Below are 13,279 nucleotides of genomic sequence, written 5' to 3'. Positions count from 1 at the left end.
CATGACGGCGCCGGCGCTATTCACACCCGTCACGCTCGCGGCCCCCGAGGGCCCCGGGCTGCGGGTACGTAACCGCGCCTTCGTCGCGCCGATGTGTCAGTACTCCGTGGACGCCGCCGATGGGCTTCCCACCGCTTGGCACCGCCAGCATCTGGGGAGCCTGGCCGCGGGCGGCTTCGGCATGGTGGTCACCGAGGCCACCGGCATCACGCCCACGGCTCGCATCAGCCCGCGCGATCTCGGCTTGTGGAACGACGACCAGGCCCAGGCTCACGCCCCGCTGGTGGCGTTTGCCCACGCGCACGGTGTCCGCGCGGCCATCCAGTTAGGCCATGCGGGAGGCAAGGCGTCCACCTACCCGGGGCTTCCCGGCTTTGCCTCGGGCACGGTCCCTCCCGGTGAGGGCGGCTGGCCGACTGAGGGTGTCAGCGACGCCCCTGTCCTGCCTGGGCTCGCCCCTGCACGGGCCCTGGACCAAGCCGGGATCGACCACGTGGTCGCGGCCTTCGCGGCGGCGGCGGTGCGCGCCGACCAGGCGGGCTACGACGTGGTGCAGATCCATGCGGCACACGGCTACCTCCTCCATCAATTCCTGTCCCCGCTCACCAACACCCGGACCGATCGTTATGGCGGCGGCAATGCCGAACGGGCTCGGCTCCTGATCGAGGTCGTGGACGCCGTACGTGCCGTGTGGCCCGCCCACAAGCCCTTGGGGGTCCGGTTCAGCGTGACCGACTGGGTTCCGGGCGGCTGGGACACCGACGCCACCGTTGAACTCTCCCGCACCCTCGTCGTGAAGCACGGGGTCTCGTGGCTGGACGCCTCCAGTGGGGGCCTCACCTCGGGCGCCGACATTCCGGTGGGGCCCGGCTACCAGGTGGGGTTGGCGGCACGCCTGCGGGCCGCGCTGAGCGACACCACGGCCACGGTGAGCGCTGTCGGCCTGATCGTCGACGCCCAGCAGGCCGAAACGATCCTCGCCACCGGGCAGGCCGATGCCGTATCCCTGGGCAGGGCGGCGCTGCGCAACCCTCACTGGGCCTCCGGCGCCGCTCATGACCTGGGCGTGGCTCGCGCTCAGAACCCCCAGCCCGCCCCCTACTGGCGCTCAGGCTGGTGAACTGAGGCGCTCACGGTGAGTCACCGGGCAAACGTGCGAGCGCCCACCGCGGCCGGTTCGTCCCGCGCGAGGGCTTCCCTCGCCTAGTCTTGTTTCAATGGCGCACCTTCTGGGGGCTGAAGCCCTGCACCTCGACTTCCCGACCAAGGTCGTGTTCGATTCGGTGACCCTTGGCGTCAACGAGGGTGACCGCATTGGCATCGTGGGGCGCAACGGAGACGGCAAGTCGAGCCTGCTGGCCTTGCTGGCCGGACGCCGCGAATCCGACGCTGGCCGCGTCACCATGCGTGGCGGCGTCCGGATCGGCGTCCTCGATCAAACCGACAGCCTCGATGACGCCGACACCGTCGGGCATGCGGTGGTGGGAGATGTCCCCGAATACGAGTGGGCCGGCGACGCGCGAACCCGTGACATCATCGGCGGGCTTCTCGGCGACCTGGCGTGGGACGCCACCATCGGGACGCTGTCGGGTGGCCAGCGGCGCCGGGTGGCGCTGGCTCAGGTCCTCATCGGTGATCACGACATCCTGGTGCTGGACGAGCCGACCAACCACCTCGACGTCGAGGCCATCACGTGGCTGGCTGGTCACCTGAAGAACCGGTGGGCCCCGGACACCGGTGGCCTCCTCATGGTCACCCACGATCGCTGGATCCTCGACGAGGTCTGCACGACGACGTGGGAGGTCCACGACCGGATCGTGGAGCCTTTCGAGGGTGGCTACGCCGCCTACATCCTGCAGCGAGTGGAACGAGACCGGATCGCCGCCGCCACCGAACAGCGACGTCAAAACCTCGCACGCAAGGAACTCGCCTGGCTGCGGCGGGGAGCCCCGGCGCGGACGTCGAAGCCGAAGTTCCGCATTGACGCCGCCAACGCCCTCATCTCCGACGTCCCCCCGCTACGCGACACCGTCTCGCTGCAGTCTTTGGCGGTCAGCCGGCTGGGTCGCGATGTGGTCGACCTGCTCGATGCGGGGGTCTCCTACGGGGAGAACGAGGTCCTGCGCGACGTGGAGTGGCGCATCGCCCCCGGCGAGCGCACCGGCATCCTGGGCGTCAACGGTTCGGGCAAGTCGACCTTGCTGGGCCTGGTCAGCGGCACGCTCGAACCAACCTCGGGACGCGTCAAGCGCGGCACGACCGTGAAGGTGGCCACGCTCACCCAGCGGCTCGACTCTCTTGACGAGTTCGCCGACGAACCCGTCCGCACCGTGCTGGCGCGGCTGCGCACCACCTACAGTTTCGGCACGGGTTCCAAGGCCGCAGAGCTCACCCCCTCACAGTTGCTGGAGCGGCTCGGCTTCTCCAGCGCCCAACTCTCGACGCCGGTCAAAGACCTCTCCGGAGGCCAGAAACGACGGCTGCAATTGTTGTTGATCCTGCTGGACCAGCCGAACGTCCTCATCCTGGATGAGCCCACCAACGACCTGGATACCGACATGCTGGCGGCCATGGAGGACCTCCTCGACTCCTGGCCGGGGACGCTGCTGGCGGTCAGCCATGATCGTTACTTCCTGGAGCGGGTGACCGACCAGCAGTACGCGATCCTTGACCACCGGCTCCGTCACTTGCCCGGCGGCGTCGACGAGTACCTCCGGCTGCGTGCCGCCGAGACCACCTCCCCCGCACAGCCACGTGAGGCCGCAGCCACAACGTCGGCCGCGCCCACAGCAGCCCTGTCGGGGGCAGAGTTGCGCGCCGCACACAAGGAACTGGCATCGCTGGAACGCCGTATCGAACGGCTGCGTGAACGAGCGAATGACGCCCGCACCGCCATGGCTGACGTGGACCCCACTGACTACCACCAGTTGGGTGCGAAGATGACGGCCATCACCGCCCTCGACGACGAAGCGAACGGGCTGGAGGAACAGTGGTTGGAGTTGTCAGCCACCTTGGAGTGATCCGGTCGTGGCTGATCCGCACGCGGATTCCGGCCGCGTGCACAACCGGACTGGTGACAGCGTCCACGGGGTGACCCTCGCCTTGATTCTGGGCCGCTCGCGGCAGATGATTGAAGAATCAAGAGGCCGGGACGCCATGCGTCCGCGAGTGTCCGCCCCCGCCGACGTCGGCGGGGTGTGAGGCGCTCCCCACACTCCCGGCTGTCCCAGTGACGACTCACGGCGAGCCGCCCACCACGAGGGCCTGCTGTGGCCCAGAAGGAGCACGATGTCGTACGCAACGATCAATCCCTACACCGGGCAGACCGTAGCCACCTTCCCCGATGCCACCGACGACCAGGTCGATGCCGCGCTGGCCACCGCCCATGCGACGTTCCAGGCGTGGCGGACCACCACGTTCGCCGAGCGCCGCGCGGTACTGACGAAGGCCGCCGAACTGCTGCGCGCCGACAAGGACGCCCTCGCCGCGATCCTCACCGTGGAGATGGGCAAGCTCACCGCCGAGGCTTTGGCTGAGGTGGAGCTGTCGGCCAAGATCTTCGAGTACTACGCCGACAAGGCCGAGGAACTCCTCGCACCCGAACCCCTCAACGTGAAGGAGAAGTCCACCGGCGAGATCGTCGTCGTCCGCGAGCCCCTGGGAGTCCTGTTCGCGGTCGAGCCGTGGAACTTCCCCTACTACCAGCTGGCCCGCATCGCGGCACCGCAGCTTTCCGCTGGCAACACGCTTGTGCTCAAGCACGCCTCGAACGTCCCGCAGTCGGCGGCCCGCTTCGAAAAGCTGCTCCTGGACGCAGGCCTTCCGGTCGGCGGCTTCACCAACCTGTACGCCACCCGCCAGCAGATCGAACGGATCATCGCCGACGATCGCGTGCGGGGCGTGGCGTTGACCGGCTCGGAAGCAGCAGGCGCGGTGGTGGCCCAGCAGGCCGCAGCCGCCCTGAAGAAGAGCACGCTGGAACTGGGCGGAGCCGATGCGTTCGTCGTCTTGGAGGACGCCGATCTCGACAAGACCGTCCCGTGGGCCGTCTTCGGGCGCCACTGGAACGGTGGCCAGGTATGCGTTTCCTCGAAGCGGATGATCGTCGTGGACGCCGTCTACGACGAGTTCGTGCGCCGCTACAGCGAGGGCGTCGCCGCGCTGGTCGCGGGCGATCCGTCCGATCCGAGCACCACGCTCGCCCCCCAGTCCTCGCAGAAGGCCGCCGACGACATCACCGCGCAGATCGCCGAGGCGGTCAAGCAGGGTGCTACGGCGACCCAGGTCGGGGCCCCGGTGCCGACCCAGGGTGCGTTCGTGCAGCCGACACTGCTCACCGACCTCGCCGAGGACAATCCCGCCTACTACCAGGAGTTCTTCGGCCCGGTGTCGTTGATCTTCCGCGCCCGCGATGAGGACGACGCTGTGCGGATCGCCACCGACTCGCACTTCGGTCTGGGTGGTTCGGTGTTCACCACGGACCTGGAACGGGGCAAGGCGGTTGCCGCACGCATCGACACCGGCATGGTGTTCGTCAACCACCCGACCCTGGTGAAGGCCGATGTTCCCTTCGGTGGCGTGAAGCGGTCCGGTTTCGGACGCGAGCTGACCGACCTGGGCCTCAACGAGTTCGTCAACCACAAGGTCATCGGTGTGGTCGACATCGACGCCGAGTTCTGACCTGACGGCGTCGGCCCAGCACCGCATGGGGACGCGGCACTGACGCCATCAGCAGAGAACGCGAGGGGCGCCACCTGACCGGGTGGCGCCCCTCGCGTTGTGCATTCGGGTTAGCGCGGAATGTTGCGCAGGTTGGAGCGTGCCAGCTTCAGCATCGCGCCCACGCCCCCATCCAGCACGACCTTGGCTGAGGCCACCGCAAAACCGGTGAGCTGCTTGCCGGTGATGTGCGGCGGGATCGACAACGCGTCCGGGTCGGTCACGAGATCCACCAGTCCGGGGCCAGGCGTGGCCAACGCTTCGGTGAGCGTCGCCCGCACCGCGGCCGGATCCGTGACCCGCCAACTCCGGATGCCCATCGCCTGCGCGATGGCCGCGTAGTCGGTCGCCGGACGATCGGTTCCCCATGCAGGCATGCCGTCGACGAGCATCTCCAAGCGCACCATGCCGAGCGTCGAGTTGTTGAACACCACGATCGTGGTGTCCAGGTTATGCTCCTTCACGGTCAGCAGTTCGCCCAGCAGCATCGAGAGGCCGCCATCTCCGCTGACCGAGATCACCTGACGCCCGGGGGCTGCGAACGAGGCGCCGATCGCGTGCGGCAGGGCGTTCGCCATCGTGCCGTGATGCCAAGAGCCGAGCACGCGACGCTTGGCGTTGGGGGTGATATACCGCGCCACCCACACGTTGCACATGCCGGTGTCCGCGGTGAAGATCGCGTCCTCGGCCGCCACCTCGTCGAGGATGGACGCCGCATACTCGGGATGGATCGGGGTATGATGCTCCACGTCGCGGGTGTAGGCCTCGACGACCTTCTCCAGCTTGTCGCAGTGCTGCTTGAGCATCTTGTCCAGGAAGGAGCGATCGGTGCGCTCTGAGACCAACGGCAAGACGGCCTCGATGGTCGCGGCGACGTCCCCCTCTACAGCCAGTTCCAGCTTGGCGCGACGCCCGAGGCGCTCGCCGAAGCGGTCGATCTGCGCGATCGTCACGTCCTTGGGCAGGAACTGGTCGTAGGGGAAGTCCGTGCCGACCAACAGCAGCAGATCGCACTCGTGCATGGCGTCATAGGCCGCTCCGTAGCCCAGCAGACCGCTCATGCCGACGTCATAGGGGTTGTCGTACTGGATGAACTCCTTGCCGCCCATCGCGTGCCCGATCGGGGCCTTGAGGGCTTCGGCGAGCGCCATCACCTCGTCGTGCGCCCCCGCGGTCCCCGCCCCGCAGAACAGGGTGATCTTCTTCGCGTCGTTGATCAGGTCGGCCAACGCCGACACCTGCTGGGGGTGCGGCACGTGGGCCGGGGCCAGCGTGGAGACGTTACCCATGGTCGGCGCTTCCACGGCGTCCGCGGAGGCGACGTCACCGGGCATCACCACGACGCTGACGCCATTGCGTGCGATCGCCGTCTGGACGGCGATGTGAGAGATCCGGGCGGCCTGCTCAGGAGAGTTGGCCACCTCGGCGTAGTGGCTGGCCTCAGCGAACAACCGGTCGGGGTGGGTCTCTTGGAAGTAGGAGGTGCCGATCTGCTCTGAGGGAATGTGGGAGGCGATCGCCAACACCTTGGCCATGCCGTTGCGGTTGGCGTCGTACAGCCCCTGGATGAGGTGCGTGTTGCCGGGGCCACACGAACCCGCACACACCGCAAGCTCGCCGGTGATGCGCGACTCGGCTGCTGCTGCGAAAGCGGCCGCCTCCTCGTTGTGGACGTCCACCCACTCGATCACGTCCTGCCGGCGCAGGGCGTCCGAGATGGGGTTGAGGCTGTCTCCCACCAGGCCGTAGATGCGCTCGACCCCTACCTCGGTGAGAAAGGCGACCAGTTGGTCCGCCACGGTTCGTGCCATGACCTCTCCTTCTTGATGTCGTTCCAGGTCTGGGTGCAGGTTACGTGAGGCACACAACAGCCCCAGACAGGCACGATCGGGGCCTCTGGGCTCCCCTGTCGCGGGTCAAGGGCGTGTGGTCGCGCCAGTTAACCCAGGACAGCACGACGCCGGGGCAGTGCGAGGGGATGGATCCCCCTGCCCTGCCCCGGCGTGACATCCCGCTTCAGGAAACGATGTGTTGTTCCTCGATAATCGCGTCGCGCAGTTCGCGCCGCTTGCGCTGCTCTTCGGGATCCGGCACCGGCACCGCGGACAACAGCCGCTGGGTGTAGGGGTGCTGGGGACGCGTCACGATGTCGTAGGTGTCCCCCACCTCGACGAGGTGGCCGTGGTGCATGACCGCAATCCTGCTGGAGACCTGTTCGACGACCGCCAGGTCGTGGCTGATGAACAGGCACGCGAAGCCGTATTGCTCCTGCAGTTCCTTGAACAGATCAAGGACGCGAGCCTGCACCGAGACGTCGAGCGCCGAGGTGGGCTCGTCCGCGATCAGCAGCTTCGGGTTGAGCGCGAGCGCGCGGGCGATGCCGATGCGCTGGCGCTGCCCGCCGGACAACTCGTGCGGGTAGCGGTTGCGCATCGCGCGAGGCAGGTGGACCGAGTCGAGCAGGTCTTCGACCCGCTTGCTGAGCGCCTGCCCCTTGAGACCTTCGTGCAGCAGCAAAGGTTCGCCGATGGACTCCCCCACGGGCAACCGAGGGTTGAGCGAGCTGCCCGGGTCCTGGAACACGATGCCGACCGTTTTGCGGAACGGTTTGAGTTCCTTGAGGCTGGCATGGGTGATGTCGTGGCCGCCCACGGTGAGCGTTCCCTCACGCACCGGTAGCAACGCGACAGCCGCGCGACCCAACGTCGTCTTGCCGGAACCCGACTCACCCACGAGGCCGATGACTTCGCCCTGCTCGATGCGCAGGTTGATATGTTCGGCAGCCCGGAACTCCGGGCGTCGACCTTGTTTGGGATAGACGATCGCCACGTCCTCCATCAGGAGCGCGGGTGTCTGCTCGGTGCGCGCCTCCGACAGCGGCACAGGCGTGTCGCCCACCATGATCGTCGTCTGCGGCGGCCCGGCCAGGTCATCGCCATCGGCATGCTCGGCCAGGTGCGGCACTGAGGCCAGCAATTGCTGGGTGTAGGGGTGCTGCGGGTTGGTGAAGATGTCGTGGGACGAACCGTGCTCGACGACCAGGCCGTCCTTCATCACGATGATCCGGTCGGCCATGTCGGCCACCACGCCCATGTCGTGGGTGATCAAGATGATGCCCGCGCTCACCCGCTCCCGCAGGTCACGCATGAGCTTCAGAATCTCGGCCTGGACCGTCACATCCAGGGCCGTGGTCGGCTCGTCGGCGATCAGCAGCTTGGGCTCGCACGCCAGCGCTTGGGCGATCATGATCCGCTGCCGCTGACCACCGGAGAGCTGGTGAGGATACTTGTCGAAGCTGTCGGCCGGATCGGGGATCTCCACCAGCGTCATCAGTTCGATGGCCCGCTGCTTGGCCGCAGACGGATTCATCAGGTAATGCGTCCGCAGCGTCTCCACGATCTGGAAACCCACGGTGTAGACCGGGTTGAGCGCGGTCATCGGCTCCTGGAAGATGACCGAGATCTCGTTGCCCCGGATCTCCCGCAACTCCTGGATCGACATGCCGACGAGTTCGGTCCCCTTGAGGTTGGCCGAGCCGGTCGCCCTACCGGTGGGTGGTAGGAGGCCGAGCAGGCTCATCGACGACTGGGTCTTACCTGACCCCGACTCGCCGACGATGGCCAAGACCTCACCCGCATGCAGGTCGTAGCTGAGCTTGTCGACGGCGGTGAACCACTCGTCGCCCACCCAGAACTGGACGCTGAGGTCGCGCACGGTGAGGATCACATCGCCGTTGGCCACCGGGCCGCCAGTGTCGCGGCTGAGCTTGATCGCATCGGTGAACGCGGAGCGGCTTGCGCTCTCCGGCGTCGCCTCGGTTTTCTTGCGGCCGATCATCGTGCGCCTCCCTCGGCGGTCTGCGTGGACTGTCGTGCGGCCAGTTCAGCCTCGGCCTTGCGCATCGCGCGGGCCGACGGGACGCGCTTGGTCCGCGGGTCGAAGGCGTCGCGCAGGCCGTCCCCGATGAAGTTGATCGAGAGCGCGATCAAGATGATGAACAGGCCAGGCCACCAAAACAGCCACGGACGCGTCGAGAAGGCGCCTTGGTTCTCCGAGATGAGGCGGCCCAGGGACACCGCCGGTGCCTGGATGCCGAAGCCCACAAAGCTCAAAGCGGCTTCCAGCGTGACGGCCGAGGACATGAGCAGCGTCGTGTTGACCACGATGACGCCGACCGCGTTCGGCAGCATGTGCTTGGTGATGATGCGCCAGTCGCTCGCGCCAGCGACCCGCGCCGAGTCGACGAATTCGCGTTCGCGTAGGGACAAGAACTCCGAGCGGACCAGTCGCGCCAACCCGGTCCACAGGACACAGCCCAGCGCGATCGCGAGCAAAAGCGGCATGTTTTCGCGCAGCCACACAGCGGTTTCAGGTCCGGCGTGCAGGCGCAGGGGCAGCTTCGAGATGAGGGCACCCAGGACTGCCCCGATCACGATGACGGGCAACGTGATGACCAGGTCGGTCAGGCGCATCAGCGCCATGTCAACCCAGCCGCGGTAGTAGCCCGCGAGCGATCCCACCGTGACACCCAGGATGAGCGCCACGGCCCCGAGGATGAAGGCCACGAACAAAGAGGTTTGGACGCCGAGCAGCACCTGCGCGAAGTAGTCACGCCCCAGCGAGTCCTGACCGAAGGGGTACATGCCCAGGCTGAACGTGGAGCCGTTGATGAACGGGATCTGCAGCGTCGGCGTCCCGCCGTTGATGACGTCCCCCGAGCGCATCTCCTGATCTCGCCACAGGCCCGGGATCGGCCCCAGCCCCATGGACAAAACGGAGGCCAGCGTCACCAAAGCGAGCGTGACCAGCCCGAAGATCGCACCGCGGTGACGGAAGAAGCGCCGGGCAACGATCTGCCCTTGGGACAGGCCGGCGACCTCTTTGCCCTCCCCGACGCCTTCGCCGCGCCCCGAGGCTTCGTCTGCGCCCGCTACCTCGTGAGCGGCAGCGCCTTCCACGTCGGGCACAAGGGCACGTTCGACGGCGTCCCCTTCGGGGATCTCCTGTTCGAGTCGCGCGTCGTCAGGTTCGTTGAATCCATTGTTGTTGCTCATGCGTTCACCCGAATCCTGGGGTCGATGACGGCGTAGAGGAAGTCGGCCACGAGGTTGGCGATCATCGCCAAGGCCCCCGTCAGCATGATGTAGAACATCACCGGGTCAACTTCCTGGTTGGTCATGGAGTCGATGAAGAGGCGTCCCATACCGGCCCAACTGAAGATGGTTTCGGTGATGACCGCGCCGCCGATCAGCGTGATGAAGTCGACCGGCACCACCGACGCCAAGGGCATCAGCGCGTTGCGCAGCGCGTGCCGCACGATGACGACCCGCTCGGAGAGCCCCTTCGCGCGGGCGGTGCGGATGTAGTCCTGATTCAGGACTTCCAGCATGGCGCCCCGCTCATACCGGGTGTAGGTCGCGAAGGATATGAGGACCAGCGCGATCGTCGGGAGCATCAAGTGGGTGGCCCGGTCGAGTTGAGCCATCCAGAAATCCGCATTCAGCCCGGGAGTCTGGGCCCCCAAGGTGGCGATCGGACGCCCGTTGATCTCGCTGGTGTTGTAGTACTCGGGCCAGGTCTGCAGCACCCGATCCAGGAAGACCAAGACGCTAGAGAACAGCCCCACGAACATGGCGCCGCGCATCGAGACGTTGCGGTCAGGCCCGCCGTACAGCCACCCGATGCCGGCGCAGATCACCATCGCCAAAGCCAAGAGGCCGATCATCCAGCCCCAGTTCATCGGCACCAGAACGAACAGCCATTGCAAGGGCCACCACGAGATGGCTCCCACGGCGGCGGCCGTCAACGCCGAGTACAGCGCGCGCCGATTGTTCATGCCCGCAAACAAGGCGGTGACGGCCAGCGCTGCTGCGAGCGAGCCGATCACGATGCCCACCAGACCGATCTGCGGGTGGCTCACCCAACCCGACAGCAGCAAGGCGGCGAGCAGCACGAGCGTGAGCCCGAAAGCGCTGGCGAACACGATGAGTTTCTTGCGACGCCGGCCTCCCAGCGCCCCCGCCCAGAACAATCCCGACACCACCGAGGCGATGAGCACCGCCACCCAGTTGATGCTCGGGTTGGCGATGTAGTCGTTGGCGCCGATCGCGAAGAACTGCTTCAACAGCACGGCCACCCAGAAGACGGGCAGCGAGTAGAGCAGGAAGGAGATGAAGGTGATGACGTAATCGAACGTCGTGTACTGACGCAGGGCGGAGATCAGGCCGATCGTCACGCCGGTCAGGATGGAGATGATCGTGGCCGCGAAGATCAACTGGATCGACGTGGCGACGGCGCTTTGCACAATCGCGCCCACGGGCTGCATCGTCTTCCAGGCCAACCCGAAGTCGCCGCGCACGAAGTGGCTCAGCCACAGGAAGTACCGCTGGTACCAGGGCAGGTCGAGGTTCAGCAGCCGGACCCGGTTGGCGATCATCTCCTCCCGGTTGGGGGCCGGGTTTTCACGGAGATCCGCGAGCGGGTCGAGAGCGATGTCGAGGAGGCCATACATCGCGAAGGAGAGCACCAACAAGATGCCGACCGCGAGGCCTAGTCGCCGGGCTAGGAAACGTGCCATGGATACCTCGAGAGTGGAGTGCGAACAAAGAAGATCGACAGGGCAGACGGACACTGGGCCCTGTCACCGCCGGTGGGGCGTCAGGTTACCTGACGCCCCACCGTTGGGGATAACTACACAGTTGCGTTCAGCGCGAGGTCAGGAGACCTTCCACTCCCAGAAGTTCCAGAAGTAGTTCGGGGACAGCGGGATCGAGCTGACGCCCTGAACCTTCTTGCTGATGCCCGTGACCTCGGGGAACTGGAAGATCGTGATGCCGAAGGCATCGTCGGCCAGCTGCTTCTCCACGCTGGCGAGGATCTCCGTCTGGCGCGCCGTGTCCGTGGTGACCTTCAGCTCATCGAGCAGCTTGTCCACCTGAGGATCGGAGTACTTGCCGTAGTTGTTCTGGCCGCCCGTCTCGTAGTTCGCGATGGACTCGCTCACCCCGGTGGACTGCGACTGCCAACCGAACAGCGAGGCGTCGTACGTCTCGGTCTTCTTCAGCAGCTGACCCCAGTCCTTGCTGCTGACGTCCTGGACGGTGAAGCCTGCCGCCTGTGCGGACTCCTGCATGAGCTGGAACTCCTGCTGGCGACGCGTGTTGTTCTGGGCATACATCACGCGGACAGTCGGGTTGGTCACTCCGGCCTCGGCCAGCAGAGCCTTGGCCTTGTCGATGTTCGACCCGCCACCGTAGGTGGCCTGGATGCCGTTGGCGGCCGTGACCGCAGCGTAGGCAGCCTTGTCCTCGGGCACACGCGTGAAGGAGTTGCGCAGTTCGGCCGTCGGGTTCAGCGGCTTGATGATGTTGTCGACGATCTTCTGCCGCGGAATGGTCTGCAGGAAGGCCTGGCGAACCTTGAGGGCCTTGGCTGCGTCGCCGCCGTACTTGGCCGGGTCGAACGGGCCGCCGTTCTTGAACACCAGGTCGACGTGCTCGTAGGTGCCGCCGTTCTGGGTCAGGACGTTGATGTTCGACATGCCCTGCAGCTGCTTGAGGATGTCGGCAGTGGCCTGCGGCTGGGTGACGAGAACCTCACCGTTTTGCAGGGCCTGCACCGACGCCTGGGGATCCGGGGTGATCCGGATCGTCACCTTGCCGATGCTGGGGACGTGCGAACCCTTGTAGTTGGGGTTCTTCTCCAGCGTGAGGTACTGCTCCTCAGCGATGTCGGTGATGGTGTACGGGCCCGAGCCGACGAGCAGTTCCTTGTCGGCCGGCGTCTTCTTGAAGTTGAAGTCGTTGTTGTAGACGTTCGAGATCTTGGACAGCGCGGCGTTGTCCTTGTTCTTGAACGCATCGATCAGCGCCTGGTTGGCGGCGGCCGGGTCGGTCGTGCCGAGGGCACGCTTGGCGACCACGTGGGCCGGAACGCCTGCCGGATCCATGGCCAGGATCTCCCAGTCCACGAACGGCGCGGAGTAGGTGAAGGTCACCGACTTGCCATCGGCCGAAACCTCCGGGAAGTCCTTGATCAGGGCGAAGCCAGGATCGGAGCTGTTGAAGAAGACGTCGTTGCCGGTGTTCGCGGCAACGTTGCCGTCGTCGTCCTGCTCGCTCTTGGTGGTGTTGTAGTTGCCCGAGGCCGAGGCCCACTTCAAGATGGCGTCCGCAGCGGTCACGGGCGTGCCGTCGGACCAGGTCGCGGTGTCCGCGAACGTGATCTTGACCTTGAGCGGGCTATCGCTGACCTTCTCGTACTTGCCGAAGGACGGGTTCTGCGCGATCTTCAGGTCTTTGTCGTAGTACGCGATGCGGTCATTCGACATGTAGACCGGGTTGGTGTTCGCGACCGCGTTGCCGTAGTCGGTGTTGTTGTTGTAGCTGTAGAACGCCTGGTTCCAGCTCACGTTGATCGACGTCGCGGCATTGGCGGACGAGTTCGCGCCAGGGGTCGGCGGCGTGCAGGCGGTCAAGGCCAGCGCACTGGTCAGCGCGATGCCCGCCGCAGCGATGAGCTTGCGGTTGCTCAATGTTCCTCCATGGAGTGTGTGAGGGAC

The 13,279-nt window shown here is 66.2% G+C and carries 8 protein-coding genes; 3 read left to right on the top strand and 5 right to left on the bottom strand.

What is annotated here, in order from left to right; all coding sequences use genetic code 11:
- Position 1 precedes the first annotated feature (1 nt).
- The 3 genes from C1706_RS07045 (at position 2) to C1706_RS07035 (ending at position 4,680) form a co-directional block, all read left to right on the top strand.
- Positions 2-1,120 (top strand): NADH:flavin oxidoreductase/NADH oxidase, encoded by a 1,119-nt coding sequence (locus tag C1706_RS07045; RefSeq protein WP_129458525.1) that lies wholly within the window; start codon positions 2-4, stop codon positions 1,118-1,120.
- A gap of 97 nt (positions 1,121-1,217) precedes the next feature.
- Complete coding sequence (locus C1706_RS07040) at positions 1,218-3,020, top strand: ABC-F family ATP-binding cassette domain-containing protein (protein WP_129458524.1); 1,803 nt, start codon at positions 1,218-1,220, stop codon at positions 3,018-3,020.
- Between the two features lie 268 nt (positions 3,021-3,288).
- Positions 3,289-4,680 (top strand): NAD-dependent succinate-semialdehyde dehydrogenase, encoded by a 1,392-nt coding sequence (locus C1706_RS07035; protein ID WP_129458523.1) that lies wholly within the window; start codon positions 3,289-3,291, stop codon positions 4,678-4,680.
- A gap of 110 nt (positions 4,681-4,790) precedes the next feature.
- Here the strand turns inward: C1706_RS07035 and C1706_RS07030 are convergent, their stop codons facing one another.
- The 5 genes from C1706_RS07030 to C1706_RS07010 all read right to left on the bottom strand — a co-directional run bounded on the left by C1706_RS07030 (position 4,791) and on the right by C1706_RS07010 (position 13,252).
- Entirely contained in the window at positions 4,791-6,530 is a 1,740-nt protein-coding gene (locus C1706_RS07030) for a pyruvate dehydrogenase (RefSeq protein WP_129458521.1), read from the bottom strand.
- Between the two features lie 205 nt (positions 6,531-6,735).
- The gene (locus tag C1706_RS07025; RefSeq protein WP_129458520.1) at positions 6,736-8,556 is read right to left on the bottom strand and encodes an ABC transporter ATP-binding protein; all 1,821 of its coding nucleotides are present in this window, start codon (positions 8,554-8,556) and stop codon (positions 6,736-6,738) included.
- Complete coding sequence (locus tag C1706_RS07020; protein WP_129458519.1) at positions 8,553-9,773, bottom strand: ABC transporter permease; 1,221 nt, start codon at positions 9,771-9,773, stop codon at positions 8,553-8,555. The genes C1706_RS07025 and C1706_RS07020 overlap by 4 nt, the downstream gene beginning before the upstream one ends.
- On the bottom strand, positions 9,770-11,296 hold the full coding sequence (locus tag C1706_RS07015) for an ABC transporter permease (protein WP_129458517.1): 1,527 nt from the start codon (positions 11,294-11,296) through the stop codon (positions 9,770-9,772). Before C1706_RS07015 ends, C1706_RS07020 begins: the two co-directional genes overlap by 4 nt.
- 138 nt (positions 11,297-11,434) lie before the next feature.
- Positions 11,435-13,252 carry an ABC transporter family substrate-binding protein gene (locus C1706_RS07010; protein WP_206661022.1) on the bottom strand — a complete coding sequence of 606 codons (1,818 nt, stop codon included), beginning with the start codon at positions 13,250-13,252 and terminating at the stop codon, positions 11,435-11,437.
- Positions 13,253-13,279: the final 27 nt, after the last annotated feature.

The organism is Propioniciclava flava (assembly GCF_004126535.1).
GTDB lineage: Bacteria > Actinomycetota > Actinomycetes > Propionibacteriales > Propionibacteriaceae > Propioniciclava > Propioniciclava flava.
Note: the sequence above shows the minus strand (reverse complement) of the source record. Positions and strands in the feature narration are given on the sequence as shown.